The organism is Pseudomonas sp. FP198 (assembly GCF_030687895.1).
Classification (GTDB): Bacteria; Pseudomonadota; Gammaproteobacteria; order Pseudomonadales; family Pseudomonadaceae; genus Aquipseudomonas.
The window spans coordinates 2188282-2211190 of record NZ_CP117452.1 but is presented as its reverse complement, the minus strand read 5'-3'; the positions used below and the strand labels follow the sequence as shown (position 1 = coordinate 2211190).

The 22909-nt window shown below is 61.5% G+C and carries 19 protein-coding genes and 1 pseudogene; 7 read left to right on the top strand and 13 right to left on the bottom strand.

What is annotated here, in order from left to right; genetic code table 11:
• Positions 1–88: 88 nt before the first annotated feature.
• From PSH78_RS10295 to PSH78_RS10265, 7 genes are all read right to left on the bottom strand, one after another.
• Positions 89–589, bottom strand: a complete 501-nt coding sequence (locus PSH78_RS10295; RefSeq protein ID WP_305500231.1) for a ferritin-like domain-containing protein — start codon at positions 587–589, stop codon at positions 89–91.
• 127 nt (positions 590–716) lie between these two features.
• Positions 717–1646, bottom strand: coding sequence for a ZIP family metal transporter (locus tag PSH78_RS10290; protein ID WP_305500230.1), 930 nt, complete (start codon positions 1644–1646; stop codon positions 717–719).
• A 107-nt stretch (positions 1647–1753) separates the two neighbouring features.
• Entirely contained in the window at positions 1754–2635 is an 882-nt protein-coding gene (locus tag PSH78_RS10285) for a manganese catalase family protein (RefSeq protein WP_305500229.1), read from the bottom strand.
• A 269-nt stretch (positions 2636–2904) separates the two neighbouring features.
• On the bottom strand, positions 2905–3282 hold the full coding sequence (locus PSH78_RS10280; RefSeq protein ID WP_039589227.1) for a general stress protein: 378 nt from the start codon (positions 3280–3282) through the stop codon (positions 2905–2907).
• Positions 3283–3788: 506 nt separating this feature from the next.
• Positions 3789–4037 carry a metallothionein gene (locus PSH78_RS10275; protein ID WP_305500228.1) on the bottom strand — a complete coding sequence of 83 codons (249 nt, stop codon included), beginning with the start codon at positions 4035–4037 and terminating at the stop codon, positions 3789–3791.
• Positions 4038–4063: 26 nt separating this feature from the next.
• Positions 4064–4333 (bottom strand): hypothetical protein, encoded by a 270-nt coding sequence (locus tag PSH78_RS10270; protein ID WP_305500227.1) that lies wholly within the window; start codon positions 4331–4333, stop codon positions 4064–4066.
• Between the two features lie 72 nt (positions 4334–4405).
• Positions 4406–4915 carry a ferritin-like domain-containing protein gene (locus tag PSH78_RS10265; RefSeq protein WP_305500226.1) on the bottom strand — a complete coding sequence of 170 codons (510 nt, stop codon included), beginning with the start codon at positions 4913–4915 and terminating at the stop codon, positions 4406–4408.
• 180 nt (positions 4916–5095) lie between these two features.
• Between PSH78_RS10265 and PSH78_RS10260 the strand changes: the two genes are divergently transcribed.
• Complete coding sequence (locus PSH78_RS10260; RefSeq protein WP_305500224.1) at positions 5096–5923, top strand: NAD-dependent protein deacetylase; 828 nt, start codon at positions 5096–5098, stop codon at positions 5921–5923.
• Between the two features lie 111 nt (positions 5924–6034).
• Here the strand turns inward: PSH78_RS10260 and PSH78_RS10255 are convergent, their stop codons facing one another.
• Positions 6035–6937, bottom strand: coding sequence for a LysR family transcriptional regulator (locus tag PSH78_RS10255; RefSeq protein WP_305500223.1), 903 nt, complete (start codon positions 6935–6937; stop codon positions 6035–6037).
• 167 nt (positions 6938–7104) lie between these two features.
• On the opposite strand from PSH78_RS10255, the gene PSH78_RS10250 reads away from it, so the two are divergent.
• From PSH78_RS10250 to PSH78_RS10240, 3 genes are read left to right on the top strand one after another with little or no spacing between them, the layout of a single operon-like run.
• Positions 7105–7803: a CoA transferase subunit A gene (locus PSH78_RS10250; RefSeq protein WP_305500221.1), complete on the top strand. Its 699-nt coding sequence runs from the start codon at positions 7105–7107 to the stop codon at positions 7801–7803.
• A 35-nt stretch (positions 7804–7838) separates the two neighbouring features.
• A complete protein-coding gene (locus PSH78_RS10245) occupies positions 7839–8504 on the top strand; it encodes a CoA transferase subunit B (protein WP_003180355.1) in 666 nt (221 codons plus the stop codon).
• Between the two features lie 11 nt (positions 8505–8515).
• Positions 8516–9697, top strand: a complete 1182-nt coding sequence (locus tag PSH78_RS10240; protein WP_305500220.1) for an acetyl-CoA C-acetyltransferase — start codon at positions 8516–8518, stop codon at positions 9695–9697.
• Positions 9698–10158: 461 nt separating this feature from the next.
• Here the strand turns inward: PSH78_RS10240 and PSH78_RS10235 are convergent, their stop codons facing one another.
• Complete coding sequence (locus tag PSH78_RS10235; RefSeq protein ID WP_305500218.1) at positions 10159–10872, bottom strand: FadR/GntR family transcriptional regulator; 714 nt, start codon at positions 10870–10872, stop codon at positions 10159–10161.
• 328 nt (positions 10873–11200) lie between these two features.
• Here PSH78_RS10235 and PSH78_RS10230 point away from each other — a divergent pair, with 328 nt between their 5' ends.
• Positions 11201–12547: an MFS transporter gene (locus PSH78_RS10230; protein WP_305500217.1), complete on the top strand. Its 1347-nt coding sequence runs from the start codon at positions 11201–11203 to the stop codon at positions 12545–12547.
• Positions 12548–12577: 30 nt separating this feature from the next.
• Positions 12578–13921, top strand: a complete 1344-nt coding sequence (gudD, locus tag PSH78_RS10225) for a glucarate dehydratase (protein WP_305500215.1) — start codon at positions 12578–12580, stop codon at positions 13919–13921.
• Positions 13922–14067: 146 nt separating this feature from the next.
• On the opposite strand, the gene glgB is transcribed toward gudD, so the two are convergent.
• The 3 genes and pseudogenes from glgB to PSH78_RS10210 all read right to left on the bottom strand — a co-directional run bounded on the left by glgB (position 14068) and on the right by PSH78_RS10210 (position 21846).
• Positions 14068–16302 (bottom strand): 1,4-alpha-glucan branching protein GlgB, encoded by a 2235-nt coding sequence (gene glgB, locus PSH78_RS10220; protein ID WP_305500213.1) that lies wholly within the window; start codon positions 16300–16302, stop codon positions 14068–14070.
• 11 nt (positions 16303–16313) lie between these two features.
• A complete protein-coding gene (gene treS, locus PSH78_RS10215) occupies positions 16314–19658 on the bottom strand; it encodes a maltose alpha-D-glucosyltransferase (protein WP_305500212.1) in 3345 nt (1114 codons plus the stop codon).
• A gap of 190 nt (positions 19659–19848) precedes the next feature.
• Positions 19849–21846: pseudogene (locus PSH78_RS10210) on the bottom strand (alpha-1,4-glucan--maltose-1-phosphate maltosyltransferase).
• Positions 21847–22055: 209 nt separating this feature from the next.
• Between PSH78_RS10210 and PSH78_RS10205 the strand changes: the two are divergent.
• Entirely contained in the window at positions 22056–22220 is a 165-nt protein-coding gene (locus tag PSH78_RS10205; RefSeq protein WP_305500211.1) for a hypothetical protein, read from the top strand.
• A 140-nt stretch (positions 22221–22360) separates the two neighbouring features.
• Here PSH78_RS10205 and PSH78_RS10200 read toward each other — a convergent pair whose 3' ends face one another.
• Positions 22361–22861, bottom strand: coding sequence for an MgtC/SapB family protein (locus PSH78_RS10200; protein ID WP_305500210.1), 501 nt, complete (start codon positions 22859–22861; stop codon positions 22361–22363).
• Between the last annotated feature and the right edge of the window lie 48 nt (positions 22862–22909).

Here is a 22909-nt window from a genome sequence, read left to right as displayed (position 1 = left end):
TGGCTGGGTTTCGCTTAAAAAAACGAGCATTGGAGGTGAACACCAATGCCCGATTCAATACTGCACACGAGAGCTCGTCAGTTCGGCCTCAGGTTTCCATCGTCGCCGCCTGGTTACCGCCCTGCTCGGCGATCTTCGAAAGTTTCTCGTCGGTGGCTTTCTCTTCCTTGAGCGTCGCCAGCAGCAACCCGACCACTTCATCGCCCAGGTTCAAATGTTTGGCCATGGCGATCAACGTGCCGTAGCTGGCGATTTCATAGTGTTCGACTTTCTGTGCGGCACCGATCAGCCCCGCATCGAGCACTGCGCCTTTTTCGATTTCTTCGATCAGCTCCTTGGACTCTTCCACCAGCCCTTCCATGGCGACGCATTTCATGCGCTTGAGCTTGATACCCGCCACTTCGACGAGGGTGTCGATGCGTTCGATCTGGCCTTGGGTTTCCTCAAGATGATCGTTGAAGGCTTGCGCCAGCAAAGGGTTGGTGGTGGCCCGGGCCATGCGCGGCAAGGCACGAGTGATCTGCTTTTCGGCGCTGTAGACATCGGACAGTTCATGAATGAACAGGTCCGTCACGGTTGTTCTGGCCATCTCGGCATCCTCCTTCGGGTTGAAGTGGTGAAGCGCCGCTTCACCTGTCATCAACACTGACCCGAAGCAAAATCCGGATGTTCAAGAAAATTCGTGCACGCCTGGACAGAGGGTTGCGGTTGCGCTTTCAGCCCAGCGCGGTGTCGAGGAACATCATCACCGCAAAGCCCATCATCAGGCCCAGGGTCGCGGGTGTCTCATGGCCGTTGCGATGGGTTTCCGGGATGACTTCATGGGACACCACGAAGATCATCGCCCCCGCCGCCAGTCCGAGGCTGATGGGATAAGCCACGGCCACGCCCGAGGACATGCCCAGGCCGATCACCGCACCCAGCGGTTCCATCAATCCCGAGCCGACCGCGATAAGCGCGGCCCGCAGGGTGCTGATCCCGGTCACACGCAGCGCCATGGCAATGGCAAGGCCTTCGGGGATGTCCTGGATCGCGATAGCGGTGGTCAGGGGCAGACCGACCTTGAGATCGCCATTGGCAAAGCTGACGCCGATGGCCATGCCCTCCGGCAGGTTGTGCAGGGTGATCGCGAGGACGAACAACCACACCCGGTTGATGCGCTTGGCCTCGGGACCGCGGCGCCCACTCAGCTCATGTTCGTGAGGCACGAAGCGGTCGAGCCCGACCATCAACGCGACGCCGAACCCGAGACCGACAACGACCACCAGGGCCGCGAGCAACTGGTTGCCGCAGATGACCTGCGCAGCCTCGATCCCCGGCAATATCAGCGAAAACGAGCTGGCCGCGAGCATCATCCCGGCAGCGAAACCGAGCATGATGTCCTGGGTCCGCGATGAGATATCGCGTAGCACCACCGCCATCATCGCCCCCAGCGCGGTAGCGGCAAAACCGGATAACCCACCCAATGCCGCGTAGCCGAGGTGTTGACGATCGGCCCCCACCAGGGCGTTGTAGCCGCTATACAGCAGCAGTACGGCGACCAGTGCCAATCCCAGCCAGAAGCTCACGCCCAGCAGCAGGTTGTTTTGCACAGGATCAAGCCAGGTACGCCAGGGTGATCGGATCCGGGAGGTGGGCTGGTCCATCAAAGGTCCTTGTTGATTTGGCCGTGCAATACCCGACCGTCGAACGCCATGGCAGAACGGTCAGGCGATATTTTCAGGCGGGGGGGCAAAGCCCCCTCGCCGGTTTCTTACAGTTTGTCACCTTGCATCCCCGAACCCAAGTCGGCGCCCGTGGTGGGATTGCTTTCAGGGTTGGACATCGTCCGCGCCTTCATGTCCATCAACAATGCCTCGTCCTTTTCACTCAACTGTACGCTGGCCATGCCATCGCCGCCGTCGACCGCTGGCGTCGGGTTCTCGACGTACTCCCAATCGTCGCCCTGGTTCCATGGACCGCGTACGGTAGGTTCACCCTGGGACATATTGAAGTACACGTTGGTGAACTCCGGCATGCCTGGCAATTTACCCTGCGGAAAGTTGGGCTGGATCGAATGCAGGGCTTTTTCGAACGACAGCTGGTGGGCGATTTCACGGGTCATCAAGAAGCCCAGGGCTTCTTTTACACCAGGATCGTCAGTGACGTTCATCAGCCGCTCATAAACGATCTTTGCCCGGGCCTCGGCGGCGATATTCGAACGCATGTCCGCCGTCGGTTCGCCGATCGTATCGATGTAGGCGGCGGTCCATGGCACACCGGCCGAGTTGGTCAACGGCGAGCCGGCGCCATACAGCACACTGGTGATGTGCGAATCATTACCGGCCCCGTTGATTTCACGGTACAGCTGGCCCTCCTGCTCGACGCCTTCAGCCATCTTGCCCTTGGCGCCCTTGTTCAGCATGACGATGATCGAACCGATCACCTCCAGATGGCTGAGCTCTTCGGTGGCAATGTCCATCAGCAGGTCCTTGCGGCCCGGATCATCTTCGGACAAGGCCTGGGTGAAATAGCGCGACGCCGCCGCCAATTCGCCCTGGGCGCCGCCAAACTGTTCAAGCAACAGATTGGCCAGTCCTGGATTGGGCTCAGCGACACGCACGGTATATTGCAGTCGTTTGTTATGTACGAACATGATAAAACTCCTCGATCAGGACGCAGTTCATGAGAACACTGCCGACGGCAGGCCCATGAAAGTCAGAAGAAGTTAAACGAATAAAATTTGTTTTTTATTCAAGGCAGAAGACGAATGGTAGTTGCAAGCGACACAAACTCTTCCAACCCTTTATATATATGAATCATTCAACGAAACGGGCATGACATGACCGACGCCGAATAAAAATTGATGTGAGGCCGGAACAGACCCCATGCCAACGGCATGGGGTCTGCAAAGACCACGGGACATTACGATTTACGACCGCCACCGTGGCTGTTTTCACCGCCTTTCTTGCCAGCCTCGGAAGCTTTTTCCCGGTCGTTGGCAAAGTTGCCGCCCGACGCCTGGCCACCTTTGCGACCTGCTTCAGAGGCCCGCTCAGGGTCATTGGCAAAATTGCCACCCGAGGCTTGACCACCTTTGCGGCCGGCCTCTGCGGCACGTTCCGGATCGTTGGCAAAATTGCCACCCGACATATGGCCACCCTTACGGCCGGCCTCGGCTGCGCGTTCCGGATCGTTGGCGAAGTTGCCACCCGATGCCTGGCCGCCTTTCTTGCCGGCTTCCGATGCTTTCTCACGATCGTTAGCGAAATTGCCAGGGTTGTTATTACCTGTATTTGCCATTTCATTCACCTCGTTAGTTGCTATTTGCGAACCCCGTTGGCTCGTATTATTCGGAAAACCTTAACCGTTCAAGGTTTGAAGAAAGTTCTTCAAACGGCGACGAACGGTCATCGCCTTATTTATATACCGCTGCGCTTGGCATGTATTGAAACTCGCTATCAAACAAGCGGCGCTCAATTAACAACAGCAAATACCAATGTGGGAGCGAGCCTGCTCGCGAAAGCGGTAGAAAGTTCAACATTCATATCGAATGATAAATAGCATTCGCGAGCAGGCTCGCTCCCACAGGGGCCTACTCCAAGCCTCAAAAACAGTGCGTGTCTTTCCACGCTGTCCGCCAAGGGCCGAATGGCGCCGGCACCCCACTGCACCGGTCTCGTCACCCAGGCCGCGCGCCGTTCCAGGAAGCCAAAACTCGCGAGCTGCCGGTGTTGTCTTGCACCACCGCACTGACCGGCTTGCGGTGTCCGGGCACCCTGTCGCCGATGCCCGGATAAAAGCAATGTTCAGGGTGAAATCGGATCGCTGGCCGGGAATGTTTCCTCCAGCGCTTCATCCAGTTGATTGTTGGTAATGTCCCGCTCGCCGACCTTGCCACTTTGTTCGCAATGACAATCCGCCGCCGGACATGGCTCGCCATTCGGGTGTTGTTCCGCGCAGGCCTGGCTGCAATAGGCCTCGCCGTCATGATTGAACACCCGCTCGGGATCTACCTCGCAATGGCAGCCGGGGCAGCCACACTGCAGTTCGCTCATGTTTGTCCTCCTCGGGTCCGGTGTCGTCAGGATCCCACCAGTAATTGAACTTCAAGGTTGGCCGCCGCGACGCCATGCTTCGCTACATACACTTCATCGGTCCAGCCTTTGGTCAGGTTGCGATAAGTCTGCGTGCCAAGGGCCGCTCCGCTGTCCCATTCAATGACATCGCCAATGTCGACATCATTGGCGGGCCCCAGCTCAAGCACCGTATGGCCGTCGTCTTCCGCCACGTAGACGCCCACCCTGGCACTCTGGCGATTGATGGCCCTCACCTCACCGGTGGTCTGCTTCATACCTGTCCTCTTTGCGGTTGATGGCAGGTTTGGCGCGGCCGAACCGTGCCGGTCCGCGCCTCACATTGCACCTCAGCGCTTGGCTTCGGTATGCGGATTGGCCGAACGCTCAAGGAACGCCTGGGTGATTTCCGGCAGGTGATCGCGCAGCCATTCAGCCATGGCGATTTCCTGCGGCAGAATCTGCTCGCAGGCCTTTTGGGTTTCCACGTCACCGGCCACTTTCGCCGCTTCGATCAGCACCGTGTACGAAGCAATTTCCAGGTTCTCGAAGACGTAGCCACTCATGGCGCCCTTGACCACTTCGTCGCTCATCGCCATGCCACCCATGGCTTGACCGAACGCCATCAGCTTGCCGGCCATGTCCTTGAGCATCGACGGGCTACCGCCCAGGCGCTGGATGCATTGTTCCACCAGCTTCTGCTGGCCGAGCGTCTCTTCGATGTGCTGTTCGATCCGCGCCTTGAGCACGGGGTAGTGCTCCAGCCGCTCGGCCTGGGCCTTGAGCATTTTCTCCGCTTGCTGTTCCATGGCATGAGCGTCGTTGAGCCAATCCAGCAGGTTCTCTTTAGGGGTTGCCATTTACCTTCTCCTTAATCAGTGTTCATCGACGCACCGCAGTGCGAGAGCGCTGAAATACCGCACATAAGGTGGATGTCTCGCGCGTCGGGAAAGTTTGAACAATCACTCTCGGCGGGCGACGAAAGGCGCGTGGCGAAGCCGATGCTACCCTCAAGGAATCCAGGCCAGCGGAGTACACCAATGCCCGACGATCTTCACCGTGACCCCGTCGAACAATTGCAGGAATACCTGGCCGGGCGGCGCTTCCTGGTGCTCACCGGAGCGGGCATCAGCACGCCGTCCGGCATACCCGACTACCGGGACAGCGACGGTGTGCGACGGGGCAGGCAACCGATGATGTACCAGGAGTTCCTCGCCAGGCCCGAAGCGCGACGGCGCTACTGGGCGCGAGCGATGCTGGGCTGGCCACGCTTGCGCCAGGCACGGCCGAACCAGGCCCATGAGGCCTTGGCGGCGTTGCAGGGCCAGGCGCGCATCAGCGGCTTGATCACCCAGAATGTCGACGCCTTGCATGACCGGGCCGGCAGCCGCGATGTCATCGAGTTGCACGGCAGCCTGCATCGGGTGCTGTGCCTGGACTGCGGCCAGCCGAGCGAGCGGCAGCAGATCCAGTTGTTGATGGAGGACCAGAACCCGTACCTGGCCGGTGTCGATGCGGTGCAAGCGCCCGACGGCGATACCTTGCTGGACCCGGCCTTCGAGGCACGCTTTCAAGTCCCCCGCTGCCCGCATTGCGATGGCGAACGCTTGAAACCAGACGTGGTGTTCTTTGGTGAAAACGTCGCCGCCACCACCGCGACTCGCGCCACCGAGGCTGTCGGGCAGGCGGATGGATTGCTGGTGGTGGGTTCATCGCTGATGGCGTATTCGGCCTTTCGCCTGTGCCGGGCGATCAAGGATCAGGGCAAGCCGCTGCTGGCGATCAACCGCGGCAAGACCCGCGCCGATGAGCTGTTGGATTTGAAGGTTGAAGTGGCTTGCGAAGACTTGTTGCCACTGCTGATCTAACACCGCCATCCACTGTGGGAGCGAGCTTGCTCGCGATAGCATTGGATCAGTTGCATCAATGTTGGCAGACACACCGCTATCGCGAGCAAGCTCGCTCCCACAGGGATTGGGTTATGCCAAAGGTAACTGCATGCCCATATCCTGCCCCCTGAGCGTATCGAACATCGCCTGGGCCGCCGCCGACAATTCATGACCCGGCTTGGTCAGCACGCCAATGGCCCGTTCTATGACCGGATCGCTGAGGGTGATGCAGCGGGCGCCCAGCTCGTGCATCTGGCCGACACACAGGGCAGGCACGGCGCTCACGCCCAGGCCGCTGGCAACCATCCGTCCGACAGTCGCCAATTGATGGCTTTCAAACTCGACCGGCAATTTCAGGCCGCGAGCCTGCAGATGCTCTTCGAGCATCACCCGTACCGTCGAGGGTCGTTGCAAGGTGATGAACGGCTGCTCCAGCAGCATTTGCCAACGTATCTCGCCGAGCTGGGCCAAGGGCGAATCCAGCGGCACCACCGCGACGAAACGATCCAGGTACAACGGCGTGAACGCCAGCGATGAACTTTGCATCGGCTCGAACGCAACGCCCAGCTCTACGTGACGATCGCGGACCATTTCCAGCACCTGCTCGTTGATCACGTCGTTGACCGTGACGTTGACATTCGGGAACCGGGCGCGGAAGGTCTTGAGGATCGGCGGCAGCAGGTTGCCGGCAAACGAGGGCATCGCCGCCAGCGTCACGCGGCCGCGCTGCAAGGTGAAGCGCTGGCGCATTTCATCCTCGGCGTTTTCCCAGTCGGCCACCAAGCGGCGTGCCAGTGGCAGCAGCGATTCACCTTCGGGCGTCAACGCCACGTTACGAGTGTTACGACTGAACAGGCGGCCACCCAGCCCTTCTTCCAGGGCCTTGATCGTCAGGCTCAGGGCCGATTGGGACAGATGCAGCCGCTCGCCGGCGACGGCGAAGCTCAGGCTCTGGGCCACGGCAAGGAAGGCGCGGATTTGCTTGAGGGTCATGGTCGCTGCGCTCCCGGCGGCAAGCAGTGAGTTTCAAGCTGCAAGCGAAGGGCAGCAACTATTGAGTTTTATCAATCAATCACACGCAAAAATCAACTTAACAAATATATGACTTGGCGCAACACTGCATTTCATTGCGACCCCACTCAAGAATAAAAGAGGTGTCTATGGCAGGTTTCGACAAACGCGTGAGCTCCTATGAGGAAGCGCTTGAGGGCTTGAAGGACGGCATGACTGTCATTGCTGGCGGCTTCGGCCTGTGCGGTATCCCGGAAAACCTGATCGCCGAGATCAAGCGCAAGGGCACCCGCGATCTCACCGTGGTTTCCAACAACTGCGGCGTCGACGGTTTCGGCCTCGGCGTGCTGCTGGTGGACCGGCAGATCCGCAAAGTGGTGGCCTCCTACGTGGGCGAAAACGCCCTGTTCGAGCAGCAATTGCTGAGCGGTGAAATCGAAGTCGTGCTCACCCCCCAAGGCACCCTCGCGGAAAAAATGCGTGCGGGTGGCGCGGGCATCCCGGCCTTCTTCACCGCCACCGGTGTCGGCACGCCCGTGGCTGAAGGCAAGGAAGTGCGTGAGTTCCATGGCCGCCAGTACCTGATGGAAGAATCCATCACCGGCGACTTCGCCATCGTCAAAGGCTGGAAGGCCGACCATTTCGGCAACGTGGTCTATCGCCACACCGCGCAGAACTTCAATCCGCTGGCCGCCACGGCGGGCAAGATCACCGTGGTCGAAGTCGAGGAAATCGTCGAGCCCGGCGAGTTGGACCCGGCGCACATCCATACGCCCGGCATCTACGTCGACCGGGTCATTTGCGGCACGTTCGAAAAGCGCATCGAACAGCGCACCGTGCGTAAGTGATCCCCTGCCCCCGGCCCGAATGAAGGAATAACACCATGGCACTTTCCCGCGAACAAATGGCTCAGCGCGTCGCCCGCGAAATGCAGGACGGCTACTACGTGAACCTCGGCATCGGCATCCCGACCCTGGTCGCCAACTACATTCCCGAAGGCATGGAAGTCATGCTGCAATCGGAAAACGGCTTGCTCGGCATGGGCGCATTCCCCACCGAAGCCGAAGTCGACGCGGACATGATCAACGCCGGCAAACAGACGGTCACCGCGCGCATCGGCGCTTCGATCTTTTCTTCGGCCGAATCCTTCGCCATGATCCGTGGCGGCCACATCGACCTGACCGTGCTCGGCGCGTTCGAAGTCGACGTCGAGGGCAACATCGCGTCGTGGATGATTCCCGGCAAGCTGGTCAAGGGCATGGGCGGCGCGATGGACCTGGTGGCCGGTGCCGAGAACATCATCGTCACCATGACTCATGCGTCCAAGGACGGTGAGTCGAAACTGCTGCCGCGCTGCAGCCTGCCGCTGACCGGCGCCGGTTGCATCAAGCGCGTGCTGACCGACCTCGCCTACCTGGAAATCCAGGACGGCGCCTTTATTCTCAAGGAACGTGCCCCAGGCGTCAGCGTCGAGGAAATCGTCGCCAAGACCGCCGGCAAGCTGATCGTGCCGGACCACGTACCTGAAATGCAGTTCGCTGCCCAGTGAGGAGAGATTCGATGCAAGAAGTCGTGATTGTCGCCGCTACCCGTACCGCCATCGGCAGCTTCCAGGGTTCGCTGGCTGCCATTCCCGCGCCGGAACTTGGCGCCGCGGTGATCCGTCGTCTGCTGGAACAGACCGGCCTGTCCGGCGAGCAGGTCGATGAAGTGATCCTCGGCCAGGTATTGACCGCAGGTTCCGGACAGAACCCGGCGCGCCAGGCGTCGATCCTTGCCGGCCTGCCCCATGCCGTGCCAGCACTGACCCTGAACAAGGTCTGCGGCTCGGGTCTCAAGGCGCTGCACCTGGGCGCCCAGGCGATTCGCTGCGGCGATGCCGAAGTCATCATCGCCGGCGGCATGGAGAACATGAGCCTGGCCCCGTATGTGTTGCCAGCGGCCCGCACCGGTTTGCGCATGGGTCACGCGAAGATGATCGACAGCATGATCACCGACGGCCTGTGGGACGCGTTCAACGATTACCACATGGGCATCACCGCCGAGAACCTGGTGGACAAATACGGCATCAGCCGCGAGGCGCAGGATGCTTTCGCCGCGGCGTCCCAACAGAAAGCCGTCGCCGCCATCGAAGGCGGGCGTTTCGCCGATGAGATCACGCCGATCCTGATTCCCCAGCGCAAGGGCGATCCGGTGGCCTTTGCTACTGACGAACAGCCCCGCGCCGGTACTACCGCTGAATCCTTGGGCAAGCTCAAGCCGGCCTTCAAGAAAGACGGCAGCGTCACCGCGGGCAATGCGTCCTCGCTGAACGATGGCGCCGCCGCCGTGATCCTGATGAGCGCGGAAAAAGCCCAGGCGCTGGGCTTGCCGGTATTGGCGAAAATCAGTGCCTACGCCAACGCCGGTGTCGACCCGGCCATCATGGGCATCGGCCCGGTTTCGGCCACCCGCCGCTGCCTGGACAAGGCCGGCTGGTCGCTGGATCAACTTGACCTGATCGAAGCCAACGAAGCCTTCGCCGCCCAATCCCTGGCCGTCGCCAAGGAACTGCAATGGGACATGGACAAGGTCAACGTCAACGGCGGCGCCATCGCCCTGGGCCACCCGATCGGGGCATCGGGGTGCCGGGTGCTGGTGACGCTGTTGCATGAAATGATCAAGCGCGACGCCAGGAAAGGCCTCGCGACACTGTGCATCGGCGGCGGCCAGGGCGTGGCTCTCGCGCTGGAACGGGCGTAACCGGCAACAGGCACAACGGTGGCTGCGCGGACCCACGATATCCGCGTGACCACTGGCAGCAGACCGGCGCAACTTTGGTTGCGCCGGTTTTTTTTGCCTGCACCGGCCCTGTGGCGAGGGAGCTTGCTCCCGCTCGACTGCGCAGCAGTCGCAAAACCGGCTGATGCGATCCGACTGCAGGAACGCAAAGGGCCTGCTGCGCAGGCCAGCGGGAGCAAGCTCCCTCGCCACGGGGGATTCGCCACGGCGCCGAATTCGGCAGCGCCTGCGATCGAATGTGGGAGCGAGCTTGCTCGCGAAGGCGGTGGGTCAGTTTGCATTGATGCTGAATGTGCCGGCCTCTTCGCGAGCGGGCTCGCTCCCACACAGGTTCTGTGACAGCTGCGGAACTCGATAACAGCCAGGATCCATGTGGGAGCGAGCCTGCTCGCGAAGGCGACAAACCAGGCGACGCGGATCCTTCAGGTCCCTGCGCCAAACCGGTCGCGGCTGTTGGTCAGGTGCAGCCACATGGCGGCGCGGGCGGCGTCGGGGTCCTGGCGCTTGATGGCGTTGAAAATCGCCTCGTGCTCCAGGTTCGCAAACTGCGCCAGCTTGCCCAGGTCCGCCTGGCCGCGTTCGGCCATGTTCACCCGGGTGCGGGGGATCATCGCACTGCCCAGGTGCTGCATGATCTCGACAAAACAGCTGTTGTCCGTGGCTTCGGCAATCAGCAAATGAAAACGCCGGTCAGCCTCGACGCAGCTGTCGTTGTTGTTGAGCAAGCGCTGATAGTCGTCCAGCGCCTGGCGCATCTGCTGCAATTGTTCCTCACTGCGACGCTGGGCCGCCAGCGCCGCAGCCTGGGTTTCCAGGCCCAGGCGCAATTCGAGAATCCCGCGCACGCCCGCAGCGGTATCGACGTTGAGCCTCAGCCCCTGCTCTCCCGTCTGCTCCAGTACAAAAGTGCCGATACCATGGCGCGTCTCCACCAGTCCCGAGGCCTGCAACTTGGAAATCGCCTCGCGCACCACCGTGCGGCTGACCCCATGCTCGCGCACGAAGGCACCCTCCGACGGCAGTTTCTCTCCGGGCTTCAACTGCCCCAGCAGGATGCTCTGGCTCAACTTCGCCACCAGGTCATGGGCCAGGTTGTGGGTGCGCTTGCGCAGAGGCGTTTGAGTGTCTTGCTGCATGTGCCACGGGTTCCTTGAAAACAGGCTCGTCGATCCTACCACCCGCCGCGTCGGAGTTGTTTGCGGATGCAGGCAAACTTGTATGACAACAGCCAATATAACGCTGGTTTAATCCCGGAAAGCTCACTAGGCATAGGGTGCCCAAACGCCTGGCCAATCCGGCCACATTCTCACAAAACCCAACAAACACGGCATAAGGATCGACCACATCCAATCCAATCGTGCTCAAAAACTGCTTGTCAGACAAAAAAATCAACTTGTATGATGTCTATCAACATCGACACCTGCACGATGCCCCGCATAAAAATAACGAGTGGGAGAAAATCCAGTGAACTCATCCAGCCTCAAGGCAGATGCCGGCGCGGATCCGGTGCTGTCCTCAGCTATATCCAAGGTCAAGCGCCACATCCTGTCGCTGTTCGTCATCATGTTCATCGTCAACTACATCGACCGTGTGAACATCGGCTTCGTCCGCTCCCATATGGAGCACGACCTGGGCATCGGCGCGGCCGCCTATGGTTTTGGCGCCGGCCTGTTCTTCATCGGCTACGCGCTGTTCGAAGTCCCGTCCAACATCCTCCTGCAACGCATCGGCGCCCGTATCTGGCTGACCCGCATCATGCTCACCTGGGGCTTGGTGGCGGCAGGCATGGCCTTTATCCAGAACGAAACCCACTTCTACATCCTGCGTTTCCTGCTGGGTGTGGCCGAAGCCGGTTTCTTTCCCGGCGTGATCTATTACTTCACCCGTTGGCTGCCCGGCGTCGAGCGCGGCAAGGCCATCGCGATTTTCCTCAGCGGCTCGGCGATCGCTTCGCTGATCTCCGGCCCGCTGTCGGGGCTGCTCCTGCAGATCAACGGCCTGGGCATGCACGGCTGGCAGTGGATGTACTTCATCGAGGGGATGTTTTCGGTCTGCCTGTGTGTGTTCGTCTGGTTCTGGCTGGACTCCAAGCCTCACGACGCCAAGTGGCTCAGCCGCGACGAGCAGGACGCGCTCGTCAAGGCCATCGACGATGAACAGGCGGCCCGTGAAGCGGCGACGCCGATCAAACTGTCGATTGGCCAATTGCTCAAGGACCGCCAGATCATCCTGTTCTGCCTGATCTATTTCTTTATCCAACTGACGATCTACGCGGCGACCTTCTGGTTGCCGAGCATCATCAAGAAGATGGGCGAGCTCAGTGACCTTCAGGTCGGGCTGTTCAATTCGATTCCCTGGTTGCTGTCGATCGTCGGCATGTACGCCTTCGCCTCGCTGTCGGCCAAATGGAAGTTCCAGCAGGCCTGGGTTGCCGCTGCCCTGTTGATCGCTGCGGCAGGCATGTTCATGTCCACCACTGGCGGGCCGATCTTCGCCTTCGTTGCGATCTGCTTCGCGGCCCTGGGTTTCAAGTCTGCCTCCTCGCTGTTCTGGCCGATCCCCCAGGCCTACCTGGACGCCCGGATCGCCGCCGGCGTCATCGCGCTGATCAACTCGGTGGGCAACCTCGGAGGGTTCGTCGCCCCGACTACTTTCGGCCTGCTTGAGCAGCACACCGGCTCGATCCAGGGCGGGCTCTATGGCTTGGCGGCCACATCGATCATTGCCGCGATCATCGTGTTTGCCGCGCGCAATACGCCCAAGCCGAAAACCCTCAAGCCTTCCACCGACCCGGCTACCAGTCACGCCTGACCACAACAATAACTCAAGGATCCGTACACGATGACTACTCCAGAAACCAGCAAAGCCCCGATCATCACCAGCATGCAAGTCGTGCCCGTGGCTGGTCACGACGGCATGTTGCTCAACCTCAGCGGTGCCCATGGCCCGTTTTTCACCCGCAACATCGTGATTCTCAAGGACAACGCCGGGCATACTGGCGTGGGCGAAGTGCCCGGCGGCGAGCGCATTCGCCAGACCCTCGAAGATGCTCGCTCACTGGTGGTCGGCAGCCCCATCGGCACCTACCAGAAAATCCTCAACAGCGTACGCCAGGCCTTTGCCGATCGTGATGCCGGCGGTCGCGGCCTGCAGACCTTCGACCTGCGTATCACCATCCACGCCGTCACCGGCCTGGAAGCGGCGTTGCTCGACCTGCTCGGCCAGCACCTGGATGTGCCGGTCGCCGCCCTGCTTGGCGAAGGCCAGCAGCGCGATGAAGTAAAGATGCTGGGTTATCTGTTCTACGTCGGTGATCGCCAGCAAACCGACCTGCCCTACCGCAGCGAACCGCAGGCTGAAACCGACTGGTTCCGCGTGCGCCACGAAAAAGCCCTGGATGCTGACGCGGTGGTGCGTCTGGCCGAGGCGGCCCACGCGCACTATGGCTTCGAGGATTTCAAGCTCAAGGGCGGCGTGCTCAGGGGCGATGAAGAGATCGAAGCGGTGACGGCCTTGGCCGAGCGTTTCCCCCAGGCACGCATCACCCTGGACCCGAACGGCGCCTGGTCACTCAAGGAGGCCATCCGCCTGTGCCGTGACCAGCACAAGGTGCTGGCCTATGCCGAAGACCCTTGCGGTGCCGAGAATGGTTATTCGGGTCGTGAAGTCATGGCCGAATTCCGTCGCGCCACGGGCCTCAAGACCGCCACCAACATGATCGCCACCGACTGGCGCGAAATGGGACACGCGATTACGTTGCAGTCGGTCGACATTCCCTTGGCGGACCCACATTTCTGGACGATGCAGGGTTCGGTGCGGGTGGCGCAAATGTGCAATGAATGGGGCCTGACCTGGGGCTCTCACTCCAACAACCACTTCGATATTTCCCTGGCGATGTTTACCCACGTCGCGGCCGCCGCGCCGGGCGACATCACCGCGATCGACACTCACTGGATCTGGCAGGACGGCCAACGGCTGACCAAGGCGCCCTTGCAGATCCGCGGTGGCTGCGTGCAGGTGCCGAAGAAACCGGGGCTGGGGATCGAGCTGGACATGGACCAGTTGGCCAAGGCTCATGAGTTGTACAAAGGCATGGGACTCGGGGCGCGGGATGATTCGGTGGCGATGCAGTATCTGATCCCGGGCTGGACGTTCAACAACAAGCAGCCGTGCCTGGTTCGCTGAGAGGCTGAGGACTTTTAGCTCAGCACTGTGGGAGCGAGCCTGCTCGCGATAGCGGAGTGTCTGTCAGCACTTTTGTGACTGATTGACCGCCATCGCGAGCAAGCTCGCTCCCACATTGGATCAATGTGATCCAAATGAATCCGGGCCTACCCCTCCGGTCGCAGGATCAGCACTGCCAGCGGCGGCAGGTTCAGTTCCAGCGACAGCGCCTGGCCATGGCTGGGGATCGCCTCGGTGGAGGCGCCGCCGCCATTGCCATAGTTGGAACCGGCATAGGTGTCGGCGTCGCTGTTGAGCAATTCCACCCAGCGTCCGCCAAACGGCACGCCGACCCGATACGCCTCGCGCGGCACCGGCGTGAAGTTGGCGACCACCAGCACCGGCCGGCCATCCTTGCTCCAGCGCAACCACGCATAGACGCTGTTGACTGCGTCGTCCCCAATCAGCCATTGGAAGCCTTGCGGCGCATCGTCCTGGTCGTGCAGCGCCGGTTCTTCGCGATAGAGCCGGTTCAGGTCGCTCACCAGCTTCTGCACGCCCCGGTGCTCGGGGTATTGCAGCAGGTACCAGTCCAATTGCTGGTCGTGGTTCCACTCGCGCCATTGGCCAAACTCGCAGCCCATGAACAACAGTTTCTTGCCGGGATGGCCCCACATGAAGCTCAGGTAGGCGCGCAGGTTGGCGAATTTCTGCCAGCGGTCACCGGGCATCTTGTCGATCAGCGAGCGTTTGCCGTGGACCACTTCGTCATGGGAAATCGGCAAGACAAAACGCTCGGACCAGGCGTAAACCAGGCCAAAGCTCAATTCATTGTGGTGATGAGCACGGTACACCGGGTCCTGCTGGATGTAATGCAGCGAATCGTGCATCCAGCCCATGTTCCATTTGTAGGCGAAACCCAGGCCGCCTTGCTGCGTGCTCTGGCTGACACCCGGCCACGCCGTGGACTCCTCGGCAATCACCAGCGCGCCGGGCGTCTCCAGTGCAACCACGTCGTTGAGGTGGCGCAGGAAATCGATGGCCTCGAGGTTCTCCCGTCCGCCGTGGCGATTGGGCACCCACTCGCCGGCCTTGCGCGAATAGTCGCGATAGAGCATCGAGGCCACCGCATCGACCCGCAGGCCGTCGACGTGGAAATGCTTGAGCCAATGCAACGCCGAGGCCAGCATGAACCCATGGACTTCGGTGCGCCCGAGGTTGTAGATCAGCGTGTCCCAATCCTGGTGGAAGCCTTCCAGCGGGTTGCCGTATTCATACAGCGCGGTCCCGTCGAATTGAGCCAGGCCGTGGGTATCGGTCGGGAAATGCGCTGGCACCCAGTCGAGGATCACGCCGATATTTGCCTGGTGGCAGGCGTTGACGAACGCGGCGAAGTCATCGGGCGAACCGAAACGTGCGGTCGGGGCAAATTGCGACAGCGGTTGATAGCCCCACGAGCCGCCAAACGGGTGTTCCATGATTGGCATCAGTTCGATGTGGGTGAAGCCCAGGTCCTTGACGTAGGGAATCAGCCGCTCGGCCATTTCATGCCAGTTGTACTGCCGGGAAACCTCCCCCGCCTCGTCGATTTCGCACTGCCAGGAACCGGCGTGCAACTCGTAGATCGACAGCGGCGCGCCGGGTAGCTGGCGCTCGCGGCGGCTTTGCATCCACTCGTCGTCTTGCCACTCGATTTTCAACGGCGCGGCGACCTTGGATGCCGTATCCGGGGGCATCTGGGTGGCCAGGGCCACCGGGTCGGCCTTGAGCGGCAGGATGCCGTGGGCGCCGAGGATTTCGTATTTGTAGCCTTCACCCGGACCCAGCCGCGGGATGAATATCTCCCACACGCCGGACGGATAACGGATGCGCATTGGATGCCGGCGCCCGTCCCAGACGTTGAAGTCGCCCACCACCGACACCCGGCGCGCGTTCGGCGCCCAGACCGCGAAGCGCACACCGTCGATGCCATCGACCGTCTTCAGTTGCGCACCGAGGCACGCGCTGAGGTCGCGGTGATTGCCCTCGGCGAACAGGTAAAGATCCATTTCCCCCAGCAGCGGGCCGAAGCTGTAGGGATCTTCGGCAACCTGCTCGCCGCCCGCCCAACGGGTGCGCAGCAGGTACGGCTGTGCGCGGTCGAAATGGCCGACGAACAGGCCCGGCGTTTCGGTGGCCTGCAACTCGCCCAGCTGTTCGCCGCCGTCACGGGCCAGCACATGCACGCTCAACGCACCGGGCAGATACGCGCGAATGAATTGCCCGCCCGCCCCGTCGCCATGCGGGCCCAGGATCGAGAACGGGTCATGGTGTTCGGCGCGCACCAGCGCGTCGATGTCATGGGGGGCCGGCAACAATGCCTCTTTGGCCTGCCCCTGGGTTTCCTTGTTCGAGACGCTCATGATTCTCTCCACTAAATCGGTCCGGCTAAATCGGAAAAGGGTTGCAGCCCACTCAACAGCCCGTACAGACCGTGCAACGGCACGGGCAGCCAGGCGGGGCGATTCTCGGCTTCATAAGCCACTTCATAGGCCGCCTTCTCCAGGCCGAACAACGCCAGCGCGGCGTCCTCGCCTTCAGCATCCTTCCATTCATGGGCAAGACTAGCTGCCGCCAGCCGATACGCCTCGACAAATGCCTGGCGGGCCTCAATCAAATAGCGCTCGGCGACCCGTTTGCGCGCCGCATCGGCGTCGGCCGTGGTGTCCACGGTGTGCAGTTGGACCGCCATCGCTGCCGCGTAATCGAAGGAACGCAGCACACCGCTGACGTCTTTGTACGGGCTGTGCTTGCCACGCCGCTCATGCAACGGCCGCGCCGGCTCACCCTCGAAGTCGATCAGGTAGGCGTCGCCCTTGATCACCAGCACCTGCCCCAGGTGCAGGTCGCCATGCACCCGGATACGCAAGCCACCGGCGGCCTTGCCGGCCAGCTCCTGGACATGGGCCAGCACGGTTTTCCTGTGTTCCAGCAAGCGTGCGACCATGGCTTGGTCCGCCGGGTTCAATTGCCCCTGGTTCTGCTTGAGCAGACGCAAGGCGTTTTCCACCTGGGCGACGACATCCTTGCCGATCGCCTGGGCCTCTTTGGCGCTGGTGGCCTGCGGCGCGAAGTCCGTGTTGTCGGTGGGCTGGGCAAGCACCTTGTGCATTTCCCCCAGGCGCTGGCCGAGCATGCCGGCGAAGTCCTTCAGCTCACCCAGGGCGTTGTAGTGCTGTTCCTGTTCGGACACCGCGTCCGCCAGTTCGTCGCGCAAGGCGCGCTCGAGGTTGTTCTGGGTCCATTCCCACGCATCACCCTGATTGCTCAGGTAACCCTGGGCGATCATCAGCAGCGCATCCTCGCCCTGGGCGTCGCGGCGAATCACCGAACCCAGCAGCGGCGAAATATTGCTGAAGCCGGCAGCGGTCAGGTAAGCACTCATCTCCAGTTCCGGATGCACGCCCGACGCAACCTTGCGGATCAGCTTGAGCACCAGGCTGCCGCCGACCACCACCGAACTGTTGGACTGCTCGGCGGACAGGTAGCGCACTTCCGGCTCGGCGCCAAGGTTCAGCGCCGCCAGGCCTGCGGTGGGTTCAAACCGCAACTCGCCATCGGCGCACGGCAATACGGTGCTGGCCTGGATGCCTTGCATCACGGCTCGCACGAAGCTCTCCAGGGTGAACGCATCGGTAATCAGCCCGACCTGACGCCCCCGGCGAACCCGCGACAAGGCCAGTTGCTGCGGCAGCGCCGCGCCCACCTGGTCCTCGGCCAACAGACCGAATGGCAGTTGATAGCGCAGCGTCTGACCGGCGCTGGTCACGTCGATTTCGCTCAACAGCACAGGCCGTTGCGGATCACCGAAGCGCACGCCATAGACGATGTCGACTTTCTCGATGGCGCTGTCCTTGCCGGCGAACCAGCGACGGTTCTGCAGCCAGCTTGGCAGAATGCTCTGCTCCAACGTCGTGCGTGACGGCGCCTCAAGCAATTCTTCCAAGCGCTTTTTCAGTACCAGCGTGGTGAAGTCCGGTAGGCTCTGGGCAGGTTCCACATGCCAGCTCGGCATCTGGTTTTCCGCCGCCAGGGCGAACCAATAGAAGCCGTACGGCGCCAGGGTCAGGAGGAAATTCAACTGGCCGATGGGCGGGAAGGCATTACCCCCGAGCATTTCCACCGGGACCATGCCGGCATAGGCCGACAGGTCCAGCTCCGCCGCCTGGGCGCTACGTGAAACGTTGGCGACGCAGAGGATGATTTCATGCTTGCCATCCGGGCCGGTGTATTCACGGGTGTAGGCAAGGATCCGGCGGTTGCTCGGCGACAGCATCTTCAGCGTGCCCCGGCCGAAGGCCTTGGACTGCTTGCGCACCGCGAGCATCCGACGGGTCCAGTTGAGCAGCGAATGCGGGTCGCCGGCCTGGGTCTCGACGTTCACCGAGAGGTAGCCGTACTGCGGATCCATGATTGGCGGCAGCACCAGGCTCGCCGGGTCGGCGCGGGAAAAACCGCCGTTGCGGTCGATCGACCACTGCATCGGCGTGCGCACGCCATCGCGGTCACCGAGGTAGATGTTGTCGCCCATGCCGATTTCATCGCCGTAGTACAAAGTCGGCGTACCGGGCATCGACAGCAGCAAACTGTTGAGCAATTCCACGCGGCGACGGTCGCGCTCCATCAGCGGCGCCAGGCGCCGGCGAATGCCCAGGTTGATCCGCGCCCGGCGATCGGCCGCGTAGTAGTTCCACAGGTAGTCGCGTTCCTTGTCGGTGACCATTTCCAGGGTCAGCTCATCGTGGTTGCGCAAGAAAATCGCCCATTGGCAATTGGCCGGGATTTCCGGCGTCTGGCGCAGGATGTCGGTGATGGGGAAACGATCTTCCTGGGCCAGCGCCATGTACATGCGCGGCATCAACGGGAAGTGGAACGCCATGTGACATTCGTCGCCATTGAGGCCTTGGGCGTCGACATCGCCAAAATACAGCTGGGTGTCTTCCGGCCACTGGTTGGCCTCGGCCAGCAGCATGCGGTCGGGGTAATTGGCGTCGATCTCGGCACGGATCAGCTTGAGGACGTCATGGGTCTCGGGCAGGTTCTCATTGTTGGTGCCGTCGCGCTCGATCAGGTACGGAATCGCGTCCAGACGCAGGCCATCGATGCCCATGTCGAGCCAGTAACGCATCACCGACAGCACGGCCTTGATGACCTGCGGGTTGTCGAAGTTGAGGTCCGGCTGGTGGGAATAGAAGCGGTGCCAGAAGTACTGGCCGGCCACCGGATCCCAGGTCCAGTTGGACTTCTCGGTATCGAGGAAAATGATCCGCGTGCCGTCGTACTTGTGGTCGTCATCCGACCAGACGTAGAAATCCCGCGCTTTCGAGCCCTTCTTGGCCTTGCGCGCGCGCTGGAACCAGGGATGCTGGTCCGAGGTGTGGTTGATGACCAGCTCGGTGATGACCCGCAGGTTGCGCTTGTGGGCCTCGGCGATGAAGCGCCGCGCATCGGCCATGGTGCCGTAGTCGGGGCTGACGCCACGGTATTCGGCGATGTCATAACCGTCATCGCGCCGGGGCGAAGGGTAGAACGGCAGCAGCCAGATGGTGTTGACGCCCAGGTCGGCGATGTAGTCGAGCTTCTCGATCAGCCCGGGAAAGTCGCCGATCCCGTCGTTGTTGGAGTCGAAATAGGATTTGACGTGGACCTGATAGATCACCGCGTCCTTGTACCAGAGCGGGTCGTTGATAAAGGTGGCAGACCGGGGTTTCTTGGCCATTTGCAACTCCTGAAAATTCGATAGAACCGTTGGGCTGGCTGGCGATATCTACGTGGCGAGGGAGCTTGCTCCCGCTGGGCTGCGTAGCGGCCCCAAAAAAAGGCGATGAGCGCTTCGCACTGGAGCGCCAGCCCGGTCAAGCGGGAGCAGCTCCCTCGCCACAAGAGCGATCACTGAAATCGCTTACGCCTCACCCCACGCTGATCCGCCAGATCCCGAACGGCTGGTATGCCGGGTCGATCCGCATGAACTGGTACTTGCCGTACCAGGTCCAGCGGTGGCCGTTCATCAAATCCTCGCCCTGGGTCTGGGCATCGTCCGGCAGGCCCATTTCCCACAACGGTAATTCGAAATTGGCTTCCTGGACGTTGTGCGGATCGAGGCTCACCGCCACCAGGATGAAGTTGCTGCCATCCGGCGTGCGCTTGCCGAAGTACAGGATGTTGTCGTTCCAGGCGTTTTAGATCTTCAGGCCCAGGTGCGTATGCAGCGCCGGGTTCTGGCGGCGAATACGGTTGAGCTGGGCGATCTCGGCGATGATGTTGCCGGGCGCAGTGAAATCCCGTGGCCGGATTTCGTACTTCTCCGAATCGAGGTACTCCTCCTTGCCTGGCACCGCTGCCGATTCGCAAAGCTCGAAGCCCGAATACATGCCCCACAGGCCCGACCCCATGGTCGCCAGCGCGGCGCGAATGAGAAAACCGGCGCGCCCCGACTCGTGAAGGAACGCCGGGTTGATATCCGGTGTATTGACGAAAAAATTCGGCCGGTAGCATTCGCGCAAGGGCGACTCATTGAGCTCGGTGAAATAGGTCGCCAGTTCGGCCTTGGTGTTGCGCCAGGTGAAGTAGGTGTAGCTCTGGGAATAACCGACCTTGCCGAGCCGCGCCATCATCGCCGGCGTGGTGAAGGCTTCCGCCAGGAACATCACGTCGGGGTACTGCGCGCGCACATCGGCGATCAGCCACTGCCAGAACGGCAACGGCTTGGTGTGAGGATTGTCGACGCGGAATATCTTCACGCCCTCGTTGACCCAGCCCACCACAATGTCGCGCAGCTCGGTCCACAGGCTCGGAATCGCATCGGCGGCATAGAAATCGACGTTGACGATGTCCTGGTATTTTTTCGGCGGGTTCTCCGCGTATTTGATCGTGCCGTCCGGCCGCCAGCTGAACCAGCCCGGATGCTGCTTGAGCCAGGGGTGGTCCTGGGAACACTGGATGGCGAAGTCGAGGGCGATCTCCAGGCCGTGATCGGCTGCGGCGGCCACCAGACGGCGGAAATCCTCGCGCGTGCCCAACTGCGGGTGAATCGCCTCGTGCCCGCCCTCCTCGCTGCCAATGGCGTAAGGGCTGCCCGGATCGTCGGGACCGGCGGTCAGGGAGTTGTTCGGACCTTTGCGGAAACTACGGCCGATCGGGTGGATCGGCGGGAAGTACAGCACGTCGAAACCCATGTCCTGGATCACCGCCAGGCGCGAATGCACGTCGTTGAAGGTGCCGTGGCGGCTGGCATCATCAGTGATCGAACGGGGGAACAGTTCATACCAACTGGCGAACTCGGCCCGTTCGCGTTCCACGTCAAGCGGATATTCGGGACTGATGCTCAGGTAAGGCCGATGGTCGGCCAGCGACATCAGGTCCGCACTGCGCGGTTCAAGGAACAAGGCGACCTGTTCTTCCGGCAACAGGCTCGAAAGCTGGTGGTGCAACGCGGCCAGCTGTTCGCTCAATTCGCCATCGCTGCGCTCGGCAGCCTGTTGCACATGATTGCGACCCTCCTGCAGCTCCAGGCTGATGGGGACCCCGGCGGCGAATTTCTTTTCCAGTTCGTAGCGGAAGCTGGCGAACTGATCGAACCAGGCCTCGATGCAAAACACGTAGCGGCCGACGGCCGGTACATTAAATTGACCGCGCCAGCTGTTGTTGCCCAGCTCGGTCATCACTTCGCTGTTCCAGATATCGTCTTCCAGCGCACGCCAGCGGATCCGCACAGCCAACTTATCGTGGCCATCGGCAAACACCTTGCTGGTCACCGTCACGTCCCGTCCGGCCAGGGCCTTGGCGGCAAACTGTCCGCCATCGATCACCGGCATGGTGTTTTCAATCGCAATACGTGGCAATAACAAGGCCTGGGACAACGGCAGATGCGGGTTGTACACCAGGTCAGTCGGCTGTTCGGCAGTCATCGAGCATCGCTCCTTCTACGCCCCATGGACGCGCTTGTGGCGGTAAAGGCCCAATGGGTCCCTGATTTAACTCACTTAAGCTCCGAACCGGACCGGCGACCAAAAGTTCAGCGCGATTTACTGGTCGGCAGCGGGGAATCAAACCCGTCGGGCCATGGTCAACCAGACAAGCACGACTCAAGCCACATCCGCCCCGGAGGCCCGATCGAATGACCATTCCCATCCCGGCCGAAACACCCGATCCGAACATCGACGACCCGACCCTGCCGCCACCCGGTCCGGATCCCGAACCGATTCCAGAGAAAGACCCACCGCTGGACCCGCAACCGCCATTGGGCGATCCGCCGAGCGAGGCGCCGCCAGAGCGGGCTTGATTCGACAGATCAGTGATAAACCTGTGGGAGCGAGCCTGCTCGCGAAAGCGCCGTGCCAGTCAGCATAGGTGGTGCTGATTACTCCGCCTTCGCGAGCAGGCTCGCTCCCACAGGATTCCATGCCCCGTCCGGGCGAATGGTTACAACTTTTCGTTTTTCTCCAACGCGCGAACAATCATCGGCATCACACTGAAAATCGCCAGCGCCAGCACCGTACTGAGCACCGCTGTCGCTTCGCGGCCCAATCCGGCGGCAACGCCGATGGCGGCGGTCATCCACAGGCCGGCGGCGGTGGTCAGGCCTTTTACGTGGCTTTCGTCGCCATTGTCGTTTTTCAGGATGGTGCCGGCGCCGAGGAAGCCAATGCCGGCGACGACGCCTTGGATCACCCGGCTCATCGCGTCGGCCTGGGAACCGGACATCTGCGGCACCAGCACGAACAGCGCAGCGCCCAGCGCCACCAGCATATGGGTGCGCACGCCGGCGGCCTTGCCCTTGTGCTCACGCTCGAATCCCAGGATGCCTCCCAGCAGTGCAGCCATCACCAGGCGTACCGTCACCCGTGTCATCTGCTCGGTATCGGTGATGTCGGCGAATTCAGCTTGCAGGGTTATCCAGACTTCATCCCACCAGGATTCCATGGACCTTCCTCTCTTCACTCGATAAATGATGGACCACAAGCGATGCGA